Consider the following 16,166-nt stretch of genomic DNA (forward strand, 5'->3'; position numbering starts at 1 on the left):
GGGAATACAATGGATTTTGGATTCATTATTACAATTTTCTTAATTGGTTTTATTGGGTCATATGTTTCAGGAATGCTTGGAATAGGTGGATCAATCATCAAATATCCAATGCTTTTATACATTCCACCTTTGTTTGGAATTGCCGCTTTTAGTGCTCATGAGGTAGCGGGTATTAGTGCAGTTCAAGTGTTTTTTGCAACAATCGGTGGGGTTTGGGTATACCGCAAAGGCGGTTATCTTAACAAATCATTAATTATTTATATGGGATCTAGTATATTAATTGGTAGCTTTGTCGGAGGTTTTGGATCGAAATTAATGAGTGAAAACGGCATTAATTTCACCTATGGTATTTTAGCGGCAACTGCTGCAATCATGATGTTTATTCCGAAAAAAGGGATTGACGATATACCTCTTGATCAAGTGAAATTTAATAAATGGCTAGCTGCAGGACTTTCCTTAATCGTTGGTGTTGGAGCAGGTATTGTTGGCGCTGCAGGAGCATTTTTATTGGTGCCAATCATGTTGGTTGTATTAAAAATCCCTACTCGCATGACAATAGCTTCTTCTTTGGCCATCACATTTATCTCATCCATTGGTGCGACGGTTGGGAAGATTACAACGGGACAAGTGGATTATTATCCAGCGGCTATTATGGTAGTTGCAAGTTTGATTGCTTCACCACTCGGAGCTATTGCTGGTAAAAAGATGGATACAAAAATCTTGCAAATTATCTTAGCCGTATTGATCTCTGGGACAGCAATAAAGATTTGGCTAGATATTTTATAAAAGTTATCAAAAAGTATATGCAATTTCAATTTTGTAAATTGAAAGAAGGATTTCTATGGCGAACAAGAAATTCATTTATTTTGTGTCTTTAAGTTCAAACGCAGCCTATGTAATAAAGGAATCGCTTGAAAAGGTTAAGAATCAGCATGAAGTTGCGATCTTTTTTGATCTTGATGGCGCGAGAGTTCTAGATCAGCGTTATTTTAATAATAGGAATAGTGCTCATGACAATAATTTAGCAAAGCTACTCGAAACAGCATTAACATCAGGAATTAAACTTTATGGATGCCAGATGAATATTTTAATTGCAGATGGTTTACAACTAATTGAAGGCGCGGAACTTGCAGGAGTTGTTACCTTTTTAGAATTAGCGTATTCGGCAGATGCTGTAATCAGTTATTGAGGGAGATCGTGGAATTCATGGATACAAAAAAAGTGGTTGTACTAGCACTTCATGACGAATTAGAATCAGCCTATCCTCCATTAAATATTGCAGTAGGAGCCGCCTCTTCTGGAGCTGATGTGATATTAGCGTTTTCTAGAAAGGGCGTAAACATCTTAGATAAAATGTATATTCCCATTCCATCTGCAGGTATAGAATATCTTTCTAATGCGCTTAGTGATTTTAACGCACCAAGTATCAATGAACTGCTAGAAATTGCAGTTGAAATGGGTGTTCAGCTATATGTCGTTGATTTAGACATTAAAGATAATACAAATTTTCTTTATCCTGCTGAGCAAGTGCCGATAAAATGGGTTCTAAATGAAGCCGTCACTGCAGACCTTTTTGTTCACTTCTGATTCGTATAGGTATATATCTGAATGCAAAACCAATTTGATACAAAGTTGGTTTTGCATTTTTTAGATTGAAATTTTTTTGTTATAGGAGATTTAACCTTTTATTATTTGTAACACAAAGAAAAAAGTACCATCTCCGAAGAGATGATACTTTTTTTGGAAGAATCTTTCGTTCCTTAAAGATTCTCGAGGGTTTGGCACCCAATGATATCGACTGAGTTCAAATCACTGACTACAAATGGTCAATGTCTCGAACTATAAGTAATCGTTATTATTGGAAGTCAAAACTCGTCACACAAGCGTTAATTAACGTTTACTAGCTTAGTATAACATAGTAGGAATACACGCACAATAGCAGTATATACCAATCCAATGACTCAATATGAATGAAAACAGACAGTACGATTTAAATATGTCCTAACTTTGTTCACACTCTTAAAGAGTTTCATTATGAAAATATGGAACATTGCTAAGAAAAGAAGTATGATTATGAATAAAAAGCCCTAAGAGCTTTTAATACCTAGGAGGAAAAAATGAACTTTCTTTGGATATTTATTTTTGCAATCATCATTACTGCTATTGCTCTTATTGCAACATTGTTACTTACAAAAGATTCCGACGCGGCTTATAGTGGAAATAAAAGCATTAGTGATCAAGTGTGGATATATCTCGCTTCAATTCCCGTCCTAGCCATATTTGCTTGGATTTATTGGCTTGTTAAAAATTAGTTAGTTGTTGTAGATGCAAAAAACTCAGTTGACTGTAACTGGGTTTTTTTTTATTGCACTTCGGACTTATCTAAATAAACCCTTCTTTGATAAAGCCATGAGATTTTGCATTCTGCAACCCATCCGTCCATTAGATGAACTGAACAAGGAATAGAGGACACATAAAATTATAAGGGGTTCAGCTTACCCAACAAGCCAGATATTATTATTTTTCCTAATGTCGAAATTTGTCGAATTTGTTAGTCCCACACATCTCCGTTTTTCAATACAATAAAAAAACGTCTAAGCAAAATGCTTAGACGTTTCTGTGAGAGAATAATATGGCTTATCAACCCAAGCCTCACTTTATGAGTATAGCATCTAAAAAGCCAGATGACTAAAATCTAAATTTTTATTTAATAAGCTCATGTTTCACTCTTAAGGTAGAAGGGGCATATTTTATCGAATAATGTCGAAAAATGACGAATGATTATGCTGCATTAAGTATTATTTTCCCAGTAAAAAGAAAGGACTTAATTTTAGTTCACTTTAATCATTCTTCCTTTTGGCTGATCTTTAAACAGCTTAGTGATCGACGATTACCTAGATGGCCAGCCACAAGAAATCCTCATCTCGTGTGTTTTTTTAAAATAATTTATTTTTCATCGAAAATATTAATCATTTAATCCCTTACCATTTAGTATGTGCTGCATATATTTTTCAACCCTTGACTCTCGAGTTTTGGATTGTTTGGGCTGAGAAAAATAAAGAATGTATGCTCTTTGCCTTCCCGGCGTCAATGATTCAAAGGCAGTTTTGAAGGCATGGATTTCATCGAATTTACTTTGAAGTTCATCAGGAATTATGAATTCTGTATTCTTTTTAAAATTCACTTCCAAACCTGCTTTTTCAATTTCAATCGCTTCATGAATATAGGCTTTCAAGATGATTTCCATTTCAACTATTTCTTGCACATTGGTAAATCGAATTTGGCGCGCCGCCTGTACATTCTCCGTTTGTTGGATTAAAATTCCATGGGCATCCTGTAACAAGGCACCTTTATGAAACAGAAACGCGCAATATTCTTTAAATCCGTGGATCAAACCTATGTTTTTTTCCTCAAATGTGTAACAAGGATGCATCCACTTAAATTCTTCTGTCAGCTCACAGTCAAGAACGATATCTCTCAACTTCTCATATTCTTCCTTCCACGTTTTGGATTTACCTAAAAATTCATCGACCTTAGGATTCAATCTACTCTTTGTCATCAAGGAACACTCCTCATCAATTTTTCGATCCGCTGACAGTCAAGAACATTCTCAATGTCACCAATTCAATCTATATTTAATTTACCATAGATTACCTAATGTCTTTTTACTATACGAAGGTGGTGGCGTTGGCCCCAAGCTGCAGGTCCATTAGTTTCATACATTTATTATCACTGAGAAATATGTGCACACAAAAATCCATCAACATCTGCTATTTATGTACAGAGAGAACATGAGGTACACCAATCAAGTAGAGAAGACACATCGTATGCAAGCATAAGGAGGTGCAAAATAAGCCTCTAATATTGAATAGAGGGGATTCAAGAAATCAGTAGGAATAATTACCAATTTATTTCACATTTTTAATTCTCCATATAGTAATATAAAGAAAAGGAAATCAACTATTATTGAATTTTAGGAGAGTATACAATGCATGCATTTCCACAAGTCATACAATCCATGTTAGATGCATTAGAAGATCATATTGCCATAATTGACCTAAAGGGCTACATACAATATACGAACCAAGCATGGAACCTGTTTTCTTTAGAAAACGATGGAGACGTAAATACCACCTCAGTCGGTGTGAATTATTTAGATTACCTTGATCATCAGTTCATTCTAGAACATAGTGGAATTAAAGACGTTTTACATAATAAGAGACAAGAGTTTTCGACTATTTATGCTTGTCATGGGCCAGATAATAAACGTTTTTTTCGCATGAATGTTGAAAAGTGTTTATTACTAAATGGACAACCGGGTGCATTCATTCGACATCGAAATGTGACAAAAGAAGTTCAGTCGGATGAAGTTGTTGCGGATGTATTGGAAAGTATGACAGATGCTTTTATGTCATTAAATGAGAACTGGCAGATTACTCATCTGAATGGGGTAGCGCAACGTGTATTAAATCTTAACGCTGAGAAAGTAATAGGGAAAAACATATGGGAAATTTATCCGGAAGCTGTTAATTCTGAGTTTCATATGAATTATACAAAGACCATGAAGGAAAAAGTATACATATCGTTTGAATCTTATTTCGATACACTAACCAGTTGGTTTGAAATACATTCTTACCCGAGGGTTGACGGTGGTGTATCCATCTACTTCAAAAATATTAACGTGAAGAAAGAGTCGGAAATGCAAAAAGAGGCATATGAAAATACGAACCGTCTAACGTCATTGCCGAATCGGAAAGCAATTTCCAAAAAAATAGAACAGCTAATTGAGAGTAAAACTGGTTTTTCAACCATGTATTTAGATATCAATGGGTTTAAAAATATTAATGATTTATATGGCCATCAAATGGGCGATGAGCTGTTAATTCATTTAGCGGAACGCCTAAATACACTTTTACTACCATATGGTGAACTATCGCATCTTGGTGGAGATGATTTTCTTATAGTAGTCAAAGAAACAGATCGGGATAGGATTGAACAGATTGTTGAAGATATTGTCGATCATTTGAAGAACCCTATTGAAATTAATATAAATCAAAAATTTACCGTGGCAGTCAGTATAGGTATTAGCCAATTCCCTCTTGATGGGCTTAATTGTAATCAGATGCTCAGCGCTACAGAAACGGCGATGTATTATTCAAAACAATCGAGTGAACGGGATTTTTGTTTTTACGAAGTAAATATGACAGAAGAGTTATCGAAAAGATTGACGATAGAACAATCTTTGCAAGGTGATCTCTCAAAAGAAGGCATTTATTTTGTATTACAACCTCAAATAAGTGGAATAACCAATGAAATGTATAGTTTTGAAGTGTTGAGTCGCTGGAATCATTCTAAACTTGGAATTTTATCTCCACTTGACTTTATTGAAATTGTTGAGGAAAGCGGGAATATGCTGAAATTAACACGCTATTTGATGGAGGAAGTTTTTTCAACCGTGTCAAATTGGATTAGTAATTTTGGTTTCGATAAGCGAGTCTCCATTAATGTGACTTCGTCAATATTATCAAAAGAATTATTTTTTGATGACTTATATAAGCTCTTAGCAAAATACCAAATTCCATATAACTTAATAGAACTGGAAATAACAGAAGATACACGTTTAGTCACTTCTGCCTTAATGTTAAAGAACATAAATAAATGTCGAGAAAAAGGAATTCGTATAGCGCTTGATGATTTTGGCACAGGGTTTTCTATGTTCTCTTCCTTAACTAATTTCCCAATTGATAAAATAAAAATTGATCGATATTTTATTCAACGTATTGGTAATGACCCACAGTCAGAAGCGGTGTTGAAATCCATCATACATTTATCAAATAGCTTACAATGTGATTTAGTTGCAGAAGGTGTTGAAAATGAACATGAAATTACATTCTTAATGGAACATGGCTGCAACTTCTTTCAAGGTTATTATTTTGAGAAACCCATTTCAATTGAAGACTTTCAACGAAAATATATTGAAAATAGAAGTAAGTAAAACCTTTTATGTTAGTGGAGCCAACTCAAAAAGTCCTTCAATTTAAAAAACAGCGAGCCTTTCCTCAATTTTTATGAGGAAAGACTCGCTGTTTTCATTATAAAATAGAGTTACTAACTCCAGGTGGTGGTTCTTCATGATTTCAGAACAACAAACGCTTAATATCAAATGTTCCAATACGATTCTTTTCGTTTCCAAATAGCATTGTCGTGCAAGGGTGTTGAAGGGGTGTTCTTACAAATCTTGATAAAACAATCAATGCATTCCTTTCCATTCCCCTTGGTTTTTAGATGCTTTTTCTTTTTTCGCTTTTTCTTTTTTGGCTCGATTAGCATTTGCACTGCCAAATTCTTTGGAGAATTCTGAATCTGTTTTGCTTGAATCAAACCCTTGTTTATTCTTTTGGTCTGCATCATTTTTCTTAGTCCGTTTTGCCATAGATATCACTCCTTTTTTTCTTTAGTATGAGAAGTGAAAGTAGAAATATACGTCCAGTCTTTTTGTAGGTATTGATCAATCGCCCTTAAACAGTTCATACCTCGTTCAATTATTTTTTTACCCAAAAAGGCTTTTTTTTTTATGACGGGTTATGAGTAAATTCAGTTTTTATATTTTTGTTTAACACCATGTAAAAAATAAACATGAAAAAGCATCACCTCCGAAGAGATGATGCTTTTTGGAGAAACCTTTGTTCCTAAAGATTTCTTGCGGGTTTTGCACCCAATGGGCCGTACTGGGATCGAACCAGTGACCTTTTCGTTGTCGACGAAACATTCTCCCGCTGAACTAACGGCCCAAATTATAAAAATCGTTACCGTGTCAAGGTGATAATCTCACAGCTGAGCTACAAGATCGTAATTTCTAGGACAAATTCTATTATAACTCTCACACAATAATAGTCAATGACCTAGACAAAGGATTTGCAGGATTTATTGAAGGAAGTGGGTCCATTCCGTTTGAGCGCGGCCGTTAACAACGGTCCAGCATTCGAGAGCGACGGCTTTTCCGATAACGGGTTCGAATGATAAGCCTGCACGCTGGAAAAGTGGTCCCCAAACAGTCAACGGGACATTATTAATCAAGGTTGAGTGTGGTACCCATTTCCCAGGTAAATAAGGCGAAATTTCATTTGTATGTAAATCCATAATGAGTGAAAATAACTCTCGATGAAATGTTTCTATTTCTTTTGTAACCACGGGTGCGACAAAAAAAGTACCTTTCTGTTTGAAAAACCCAAGGGAAGATAACGAAATCGTCAGTTGTTGTTGTTTGTCGCTCCACGCTTTTACGCGCTCGTTTAGAATCATGGGATTCGTTTGTTCAAATGTAAATAAACTAATATGGGGTGGAAGAGGTGTTTCTTTGCCTCTACTTGATGCAAGATGTAAGTCATTACAATCTTGTTCTAATTTTGTTGACAATTTATAGTCAAAGCGTAAAACGAGTACTTGCATGAAAAATGCCCCTTTCTTATTCACCAGATTTTTTAAATCCGGCATCTACTGCTTGTTGCTCCGTACAAAACCATTTCTCAGGGTTAGTTTGTTCATAATATTTTCCTGAGGGGATATGATAGATCTTTTTGTTTTCTCTATTGATATTACCTTTTATGAAACACTTATCATTCTCTTTCGACTCAGGAGTGGTAACTTCATTAACCTGTGTTTTATCAAATCCACGATTTGTTACATATTTTTCGTATTGCCATATATTCAAATCAGCCTGACGAGCATTTGCCTCATCTTCTTCAAAAGAATCTAAATGCCGCGTATTGGGAGGGAATACGTAAGCAACACGAGCTAATCCTTCTTGTAATAGCACTTGTTGAACAGACTGACCATCTGCATAAACATATGCTAATAATCGACCGTAGTCATCGTAGCGTTCACCTACGTCGAATTCAAGAGAAACTGAAGCATCTTCTAATAATTGTTGATTGCGTATACTCGCTTCATCACCGAATGGCTGATTTCCGAGCGTTTGATGTCTAACTTCCGGTGTATCTACTAATAAATACCGAATCGTTTCAGTCTTTCCGTTATACTTTACTTTAATGGTATCCCCATCAATGACATGAACTAACTCGACTTCAGTCAAGCCCTCAGAGCCACCAGTAGAAGTCGGCTGATTCAAGTCCTCCACACAGCCAAAGGTAAGAAAAACAATCATACTTAGTAGCCACAACCATTTTTTCATTTACCATCACCTCGAATTGTCGTATCTTCATAGTAGACTCAAATATAACCGAATAGGGAGAATATAACCATGATAGAAACTATCCATCTAGATTTTTCGTATGATTTCGAACGTGTACTCGACCGACTTTCAATGGATCCTTTGATTTCTTTAAATAAAGAACAACGTTATGTTCTTGTGCCAACAGCAGAGAGCAGCATATATAAAGTTCAGGCTACAGGAACAACTAAATCGCCGATATTTGTAATTGAAGGATCAACAAACGAACAGCAACTACAAAACCTGAAAGAGATTTTTCATTTCGATCGCTCACTTGAACCAATTCATGCTCATTTCGCTGAAACCAATTTAGCTTCCTTATTTGAAGAACATCGAGGCACACCCATCATAAGAGAATTCTCGTTATACGCAACGTTAATGAAAAGCATCATACATCAGCAATTAAATTTATCATTTGCCCATACACTTACGACTCGCTTCGTTCATACGTTTGGGGAACAAATAGATGGTGTTTGGTTCTACCCACAACCTGACGTGATTGGACAGCTTCAAGTTGAACATTTACGAGAACTGCAATTTAGTACAAGAAAAGCAGAATACGTGATTGGCGTGTCACAAGCCATAGCAAGTGGGGAACTCAATCTCGAAGCCCTGGCTCAACAAGACGATGAAACGATCACGCAAATACTTGTCAAATACCGGGGTATTGGTCCATGGACTGCTGGTAGCTTTTTATTGTTTGGTTTAGGAAGACCGAATTTATTTCCGCTCGCGGATATCGGACTGCAAAATGCCTTGAAAAAACTTTGGACAATGACTGATAAACCAAAAGTAGATGAGATTTCGAGTCACTTTCCTCAGTGGTCACCATATTTAAGTTACGCATCTCTTTATTTGTGGAGAAGTATTGAATAACCTCAGACTAAATATGTATGTCAAACTAACTAGTTAAAATGCTACAATATTATGTAATTAATAGTAGATGAGCATCTTGGGGAGAAAACATCATGAGAATTAGAGATTGGGATAAAAGTTTAAAAGCAAGGCTAATTGGAGAAGCGTTTATGAATATCACGTTTTGGATGTTTTTCCCGTTCCTTGCGATTTATTTTGCTGAAGAATTCGGCAAAACGACGGCAGGTTTATTACTTATCTTGTCACAAGTTTTTTCAGTAGCGGCTAATCTAGTTGGTGGTTATTGTGCAGATCAATATGGTAGGCGTACGATGATGGTCTTGTCTTCTTTTGGACAGGGGGGTGCATTTTTCTTATTTGCACTGGCAAACTCGTCGATATTAGATTCCCCTGGTTTAGGATTTATTGCATTTTCGATTGCTAGTGTTTTTGGGTCCTTGTATTGGCCAGCTAGTCAAGCAATGGTAGCTGACGTAGTTCCTGAAGAACATCGAAGTGAAGTTTTTGCGGTATTTTATACATCAATGAATATTGCAGTTGTTATAGGGCCGATACTTGGAGGGATTTTCTTCTTCAGTTACAGATTTGGATTAATGATAACTGCGGGATTAGTTTGTGTTTTATTAGCGTGGATCCTAATCAAGTTTACCAAGGAAACGAAACCAACTAATTCCGAATCATTAGTAAACAACACGTCAAAAGGTTTTATGTATGCCATTCAAACGCAAGTAAAAGATTATGGGCTTATATTAAAAGATAAACTGTTTTTATTGTTTATTATCGCAGGGATTTTGAGCGCTCAAACCTTTATGCAATTGGATTTGTTGTTACCTATTTACGTCAAAGATGTAATTGGAAATCAAACTCTAGGATTTTGGTTCGGCAGCGAAGTGAAATTAACAGGGGAGCTTGCTTTTAGTATTCTGATCTCAGAGAATGGACTACTTGTTGCTTTATTAACGGTTGCTGTTACAAAATTCGTTGTGTCATTTAAAGAGAAAAATATATTTTTTGTTTCTTCGGTTTTATATGCACTCGCAATGGTTGTTTTTTCGTTGTTTGATTCGTTCTGGATTTTCATTTTGGCAATGGCGATTTTTACGATTGGTGAATTAATGACTGTAGGAATTCAACAGAGCTTTATTTCGAAGTTAGCTCCTGAACAGATGCGTGGCCAATACTTCGCAGCAGCAAGTCTTCGCTACACAGTGGGAAGAATGATTGCACCGATATCTATTCCGATGACGGTATGGTTTGGGTTCTTTTGGACATTTACCATTATTGCGATATTAGCAATGGTGAGTGCGTTTGTTTATTACCTCATGTTTTATTTATTTGAACAAAAAAAGACAGCTTCTCCTAAGGTTTAAAGGGGAAGCTGTTTTATATTGGATATCGTTTTATGTTTTTTTTCAAAGTTATTGTTCCTCTGGTGCACTTTCTTCAGTATCATTGAAGTAAATGAAGGATTCTTCTTCTAATTCTGCTAAGCGTTCTTTGTTTAGCCCTAAGCTTAAATTTCCTGAAAAAATAGGTTCCCACCATGTTTCTGTTTTCGTCATGTTTGTATCCTCCTTTTAAATTTTCTTAATTATTTGTTAGTTCTTTACCCTTCAAAGTTACACCTTGAACCAACTATTTTCAATATTTAAATTAAAAAGAATTTATTTAATCCAAAAATCGCAGCCATATGAAGGAAGTGTCCATTATGAATCAGACAACATTTGCAATTATTGGAACAGGAATTGTCGGAGAACGTATTATTCAACAACTTTTAGCCAATGATAATTGTAAGATCATCAGTATATTCGATGAAAATACGCCACGTGTACAAGAGATATCTGAAAAATACCAGCTGCCGATTGCCTCTACACTAGATGAATTATTTAACATGAAACCACACTGGGTATATATCGGAACACCTCCTAATAGTCACGCTACTCTTGCACTTGAAGCGGCCAAAAAAGGATGTTTTGTGTTGTCAGAAAAACCTCTTTCCCATGATGTGGAAAGCGGGAAAACAATGGTTGAAGGTACGAAACAAGCGAATGTCATAACGGCGATGCATTTTCCTCTTATGTATAGCCCGGCTATTCAAACCTTAATGAGTGAAGTAGCAAACCATACACTTGGTGACATACTTCGTATCGAACTTCATACATACTTTCCACATTGGCCAAGAAAGTGGCAACAAAATCCTTGGATTGGTTCACGAGCTCAAGGTGGCTTTATAAGAGAAGTATTTCCACATTACTTTCAAATCATGTACAGACTTTTAGGGAATTTTTCTTTTTCAGCACATCAAACTAGGTATCCTGAAAATCAACAATTATCTGAAATCGGATCATCGGCAATTGGCCAAACTGATACTGGCATTCCGCTAGTTATCAATGGTTTATGTGGAATGGGACAACAAGAAACACTGCTTTTTAAAGTATTTGGTACTAAAAAAGTAATGACAATAAAAAATTGGTCAGAGTTATGGGTAAGTGAGCAAGACCAACCTGAAGTTAGAGTCGAGTTAAATGACCAATCTACAACGTTATGGGATGCGTGTCATGATGCGAAAAATGGTCGTGAAGCAACACTTGTATCGTTTGAAGAAGGCTTAATCGTGCAACGATGGATAGACGAGTTATTAACTTAAAAAGCTTAGTATGTGTAAGTTTTTAAAATGCATACAAAAAACATAAATTTAGGCGCCTATTTTAGGTGCCTATTTTTGCGTGAAAACAATCAACCCGTTACAATTAATAAATAGATGACGGGAGTGATACGATGAATTTCACAGCTCAAGATGTAGAAAAAATGATTCAACTACAGCATGATTTTTATTACTCAGGTGCTACAAAATCAGCAGAATTCCGAAAACAACAATTAGCTAAGTTGAAAAAGGCTATTCAGCTCCATGAAGAAGAAATTATTCAAGCACTGTATAAAGATTTGCGCAAAAGTGAATTTGAAGCATACGCGACGGAAGTAGGGTTTGTACTAGATAGCATCGGCTTTATGACGAAGCATTTGGATGATTGGATGAAACCAGAAGCAGTTAAAACGGCACTTCATTTACAACCTGCAAAAAGTTTTATTGTTCGAGAACCATATGGCTCTGCATTGATAATTGGTCCATTTAACTATCCATTCCAGCTCGTCATGGAACCGTTAATCGGGGCAATTATCGGTGGCAATTGTGCCATTGTGAAACCTTCAGAATCAGCAGTTCATACAGCAGCCGTCATTCGAAAAGTAATAGAATCCACATTTACTCCAGACTATATTCGTGTAGTAGAAGGAGAACGTGAAGAAACTACGGCTCTTATTCATGCCCCTTTCGATACCATTTTCTTTACCGGCAGTGTTGCTGTTGGAAAAGTTGTCATGAAAGCTGCTGCTGAGAGATTAACACCTGTAACTTTAGAGCTTGGTGGTAAAAGTCCGGCAATTATCGATCACACTGCGAACTTAGAAGTCGCAGCAAAACGTATTGCCTGGGGTAAGTTTGTCAATGCAGGTCAAACATGTGTGGCACCTGATTACTTACTTGTCCATCACCAGGTAAAGGATCAGTTTATTACATTATTAACACAAACGATAAACGATTTTTACGGGAAAGATGCACAAACTAGTCCGGATTATGGACGCATCATTAACGCCAAACAATTTAATCGCTTAAAGCAACTCATTAGCCAAGAAGATCAACACATTGTTGCTGGTGGTAATGTGGATGAAGAAGATCTGTATATTGAGCCAACTTTGCTTGAAGGGGTTTCTTGGAATAGTCCTTCGATGGAAGATGAAATATTTGGACCCATTTTACCGATATTAACGTATGACCGTTTAGAAACGGCAATTCGACAAGTCCGAAATCTGCCTAAACCGCTAGCAGCGTATTTATTTAGTGAAAACGATAACGCCATTCAATACTTTTTAGAAGAATTGCCATTTGGTGGAGGGTGCATAAACGATACAGTTTCGCATGTAGGAAGTTCTCATATGCCTTTTGGAGGAGTCGGTTCTTCAGGCATGAATGGTTATCATGGCAAATATAGTTTCGAAGCATTTACACATGCTAAATCGATATTAAAGAAAAGTACGAAAATACCGTTAAATCTTGTATTCCCACCTTACAAAAACAAAGTGAAGCTTGTGAAGTCGCTACTCCGATAAGGAGAGAAGTAGAAGTTAAAGATGACGCGATTACAGGGGTTTTTTTGACAGTTGAACAAGATGACGACGACAATGACGACGATGATATTTAAGAAGATGTATTGAAAAATCAGCGTATCCATTTAAATGGATTGCGCTGATTTTTTTGGTGATTTATAGGGTAATAATATAGACACTAGTGTCCCCTGATTCACTTGACTATTTATGATGATTTTTCCACCATGCTCTTGAATAATCTTCTGAGAAATCATCATACCAAGACCTGTTCCGGTTGTTTTGGTCGTGAAAAATGGTTCAAAGATTTGTTTTTGCACTTCTTGCGTCATACCAGGACCATTATCTTGAATATGAATACCTATAAACCCGTCTTGTTCAAGTGTAGAATAAATATGAAGTGAGCCTTCTTTTTCTAATGCCTCTACAGCATTTTTTACTATATTAATAAACACTTGTTTAATTTGATTTTGTTCACCGGCTACTACAACATTTGGTGCATTCCACGATTCTGCAAACGAAATTCCTCTTAAATTAAATTCTGGCGTATACAAGAGGACGACATCTTGAATGATTTTCTCCAAATTAAATTCTTTAATCGTTGTAACATGAGGTTTTGCGAGAATTAAAAACTCACTTATAATTAAATTTATCCGCTCAAGTTCAGATTCAATTAATTTTGTGTAGGATTGATAAGGATGTTGATCATCCTCATTCATCATTTGAATAAAACCTGAAATCACCGTCATGGGATTTCTTATTTCATGGGCAACGCCGGCTGCTATTTCTCCAGCTAATTTTAATTTTTCTGACTGGATAATGAGTTTTTCTGCTTCTTTGCGATAGGATATATCTCGAGTAATAACAGACATAGCAACCATCTCACCACACTTATTATAAATGGGGCTTAGTGTAAGTTGCGCATTAAAGAAGGTTCCATCTTTCTTCATATCTATAGTCTCCAAGGAGTTGAAACTTTCTCCATCTAACACTCTTTTAATACGATCATTTGCAGCCTCTGAATTTTCAGGAGGTACAAGTGGTACACTTTTGCCGATACATTCTTCTCGACTCCACCCATATAATAATTCGAATGCTGGATTTACTTCTATGATGCGAGCGTCTAAATCAAAAACAGCAATGCCATCTTTTGCATTTTCAAAAAACATGTGCAAATACCCTTCTTTAGAATCAAGTGCTCGTTCAAGTGAGGACTGCTGTTCCTCCACTTTAAACCATGTTTTTCGGACTAAAAGAGAATGGATAATAGCTGTTACACTAATTAGTATTACGAATAACAAGATCACATATAAATCTACAAATTCAATGGATTGTTCAAAAAGATGAAAGTATGTATAAAATAAATAAAGGATTTCAATAACTGTTATCGGTAAAAGAATTAAACTTGCAGTGATTGAATGGTATAATGAAGCAACAATTAATGGGAAAACAAAAAGAATTAAATGTACGTAGTATGGTGTTTCCACATTTATATAAAAGATGTATCCATTTAAGCCAGCTAGTATAAGGCCTTGTAAAAATTGATTGTTAATCCGCAGTTTAAAAAGAATGAATAACGCAAGGCAATATAGAATTGCGATAATAGGTACAGAAGTAGCATGTTCATTAGGGATAAATAAACTTAATAAAGTATGAAACAGCAATCCGAGTGCAAATAATTGTATAAACAATCGATTACGTTTATGTAGGAGAAGAGTTTTGTCCATTTTTCACCTCAGTTGGAAAAGTTATCGTACTTATATCATACATGAATTGTCAGTGTCGGAACATGACGAATTTTGGTATGATATTTATCATATAGGGGGTTTACTATGTCAAGCACATTTAAAGAGAAAGAAACAGTGCAGTTACTTCAAGAACTTGTGGAAATTCCAAGTCCTTCTGGCTATACAAAAGAAATTATGGAATTCATGGCATCAATTTTAGATAAAATGAATGTGCCATACCAACAAACAAATAAAGGTGCCTTAATTGCAACTATAGAAGGAACTGATACGTCTAAACATAGACTATTAACAGCGCATACAGATACACTTGGTGCGATGGTAAAAGAAGTAAAAGGTAGCGGACGTCTTAAACTATCGATGGTAGGTGGTTTTAACTGGAATGCTGCTGAAGGTGAATATTGTTACATACATACAGCCTCTGGTAAGAAAGTTCGCGGAACCATTCTTATGCATCAGACTTCTGTTCATGTATACAAAAATGCAGGTTCTTTTGAGCGTAATGTAGAAAACATAGAAGTACGATTAGATGAAAGAGTATTGAATGCAGAGGAAACAAGAGAGCTTGGCGTAGAAGTTGGCGATTTTGTATCATTTGATCCTAGATTCGAGCAAACGGATTCAGGTTTTATTAAATCTCGTCATTTAGATGATAAAGCAAGTACCGCCCTTTTATTGCAACTTATCTCTTCAATAAAAGAAAATAATCTTACACTTCCAAACACGACTCATTTCTATATTTCTAATAATGAAGAAATTGGATTTGGAGGAAATTCAAATATTCCTTCTGAAGTAGTGGAGTATATAGCAGTTGACATGGGTGCAATAGGAGATGGACAAACATCTGACGAGTATACGGTATCGATTTGTGCGAAAGATTCTTCGGGTCCATACCATTATGACCTAACACGTAAACTGGTAGAGTTAGCGAAAGCCAATAATATTGAATATAAACTAGATATTTATCCTTTTTATAGTTCAGATGCATCAGCTGCTATACGAGCAGGATATGATGTTAAACATGCCTTATTTGGACCAGGTATTGAATCATCACATGCTTATGAACGAACACATATTGATTCATTGAAACATTCTGCAGCACTATTAGAAGCGTATGTGCTCTCTCCAATGGAGACAGAATAGGAGGAAAGCAA

At 35.9% G+C, this 16,166-nt stretch carries 16 protein-coding genes and 1 tRNA gene; 10 read left to right on the forward strand and 7 right to left on the reverse strand.

The genetic code is table 11. The features are described 5' to 3' along the window. The first annotated feature begins 9 nt into the window (after positions 1-9). The 4 genes from ACFPYN_RS01460 (at position 10) to ACFPYN_RS01475 (ending at position 2,312) form a co-directional block, all read left to right on the forward strand. Positions 10-786: a sulfite exporter TauE/SafE family protein gene (locus ACFPYN_RS01460; RefSeq protein ID WP_377732109.1), complete on the forward strand. Its 777-nt coding sequence runs from the start codon at positions 10-12 to the stop codon at positions 784-786. A 55-nt stretch (positions 787-841) separates the two neighbouring features. Next, positions 842-1,189 (forward strand): DsrE family protein, encoded by a 348-nt coding sequence (locus tag ACFPYN_RS01465; RefSeq protein WP_377732110.1) that lies wholly within the window; start codon positions 842-844, stop codon positions 1,187-1,189. Between the two features lie 17 nt (positions 1,190-1,206). Next, on the forward strand, positions 1,207-1,587 hold the full coding sequence (locus ACFPYN_RS01470; protein ID WP_377732111.1) for a peroxiredoxin family protein: 381 nt from the start codon (positions 1,207-1,209) through the stop codon (positions 1,585-1,587). 530 nt (positions 1,588-2,117) lie between these two features. Beyond that, entirely contained in the window at positions 2,118-2,312 is a 195-nt protein-coding gene (locus ACFPYN_RS01475) for a hypothetical protein (RefSeq protein WP_377732112.1), read from the forward strand. 653 nt (positions 2,313-2,965) lie between these two features. On the opposite strand, the gene ACFPYN_RS01480 is transcribed toward ACFPYN_RS01475, so the two are convergent. Next, a complete protein-coding gene (locus ACFPYN_RS01480) occupies positions 2,966-3,559 on the reverse strand; it encodes a YdeI/OmpD-associated family protein (RefSeq protein WP_377732114.1) in 594 nt (197 codons plus the stop codon). Positions 3,560-3,988: 429 nt separating this feature from the next. Between ACFPYN_RS01480 and ACFPYN_RS01485 the strand changes: the two genes are divergently transcribed. Next, positions 3,989-5,995: an EAL domain-containing protein gene (locus ACFPYN_RS01485; RefSeq protein WP_377732115.1), complete on the forward strand. Its 2,007-nt coding sequence runs from the start codon at positions 3,989-3,991 to the stop codon at positions 5,993-5,995. Between the two features lie 255 nt (positions 5,996-6,250). On the opposite strand, the gene ACFPYN_RS01490 is transcribed toward ACFPYN_RS01485, so the two are convergent. From ACFPYN_RS01490 to ACFPYN_RS01505, 4 genes are all read right to left on the reverse strand, one after another. Continuing rightward, complete coding sequence (locus ACFPYN_RS01490; protein WP_377732116.1) at positions 6,251-6,433, reverse strand: hypothetical protein; 183 nt, start codon at positions 6,431-6,433, stop codon at positions 6,251-6,253. A gap of 286 nt (positions 6,434-6,719) precedes the next feature. After that, positions 6,720-6,791 (reverse strand) — tRNA-Val (locus ACFPYN_RS01495). Positions 6,792-6,924: 133 nt separating this feature from the next. Further along, on the reverse strand, positions 6,925-7,449 hold the full coding sequence (locus ACFPYN_RS01500; protein WP_377732117.1) for a 2'-5' RNA ligase family protein: 525 nt from the start codon (positions 7,447-7,449) through the stop codon (positions 6,925-6,927). Between the two features lie 16 nt (positions 7,450-7,465). Next, complete coding sequence (locus ACFPYN_RS01505; protein ID WP_377732118.1) at positions 7,466-8,191, reverse strand: thermonuclease family protein; 726 nt, start codon at positions 8,189-8,191, stop codon at positions 7,466-7,468. Positions 8,192-8,260: 69 nt separating this feature from the next. On the opposite strand from ACFPYN_RS01505, the gene ACFPYN_RS01510 reads away from it, so the two are divergent. Next, positions 8,261-9,106 (forward strand): DNA-3-methyladenine glycosylase family protein, encoded by an 846-nt coding sequence (locus ACFPYN_RS01510; protein WP_377732119.1) that lies wholly within the window; start codon positions 8,261-8,263, stop codon positions 9,104-9,106. 92 nt (positions 9,107-9,198) lie between these two features. Continuing rightward, entirely contained in the window at positions 9,199-10,476 is a 1,278-nt protein-coding gene (locus tag ACFPYN_RS01515; RefSeq protein WP_377732120.1) for an MDR family MFS transporter, read from the forward strand. Between the two features lie 48 nt (positions 10,477-10,524). On the opposite strand, the gene ACFPYN_RS01520 is transcribed toward ACFPYN_RS01515, so the two are convergent. Then, the gene (locus tag ACFPYN_RS01520) at positions 10,525-10,668 is read right to left on the reverse strand and encodes a hypothetical protein (RefSeq protein WP_377732121.1); all 144 of its coding nucleotides are present in this window, start codon (positions 10,666-10,668) and stop codon (positions 10,525-10,527) included. Positions 10,669-10,814: 146 nt separating this feature from the next. Here ACFPYN_RS01520 and ACFPYN_RS01525 point away from each other — a divergent pair, with 146 nt between their 5' ends. Then, complete coding sequence (locus ACFPYN_RS01525) at positions 10,815-11,753, forward strand: Gfo/Idh/MocA family protein (protein ID WP_377732122.1); 939 nt, start codon at positions 10,815-10,817, stop codon at positions 11,751-11,753. A gap of 131 nt (positions 11,754-11,884) precedes the next feature. Next, on the forward strand, positions 11,885-13,273 hold the full coding sequence (locus ACFPYN_RS01530; protein ID WP_377732123.1) for an aldehyde dehydrogenase: 1,389 nt from the start codon (positions 11,885-11,887) through the stop codon (positions 13,271-13,273). A gap of 122 nt (positions 13,274-13,395) precedes the next feature. Here ACFPYN_RS01530 and ACFPYN_RS01535 read toward each other — a convergent pair whose 3' ends face one another. Beyond that, positions 13,396-14,994 carry an ATP-binding protein gene (locus ACFPYN_RS01535; protein WP_377732124.1) on the reverse strand — a complete coding sequence of 533 codons (1,599 nt, stop codon included), beginning with the start codon at positions 14,992-14,994 and terminating at the stop codon, positions 13,396-13,398. Between the two features lie 105 nt (positions 14,995-15,099). Here ACFPYN_RS01535 and ACFPYN_RS01540 point away from each other — a divergent pair, with 105 nt between their 5' ends. After that, on the forward strand, positions 15,100-16,155 hold the full coding sequence (locus tag ACFPYN_RS01540) for a M42 family metallopeptidase (protein WP_377732125.1): 1,056 nt from the start codon (positions 15,100-15,102) through the stop codon (positions 16,153-16,155). The last annotated feature ends 11 nt before the right edge of the window (positions 16,156-16,166 follow it).

Source organism: Paenisporosarcina macmurdoensis, assembly GCF_042658845.1.
GTDB classification, from domain to species: domain Bacteria; phylum Bacillota; class Bacilli; order Bacillales_A; family Planococcaceae; genus Paenisporosarcina; species Paenisporosarcina macmurdoensis.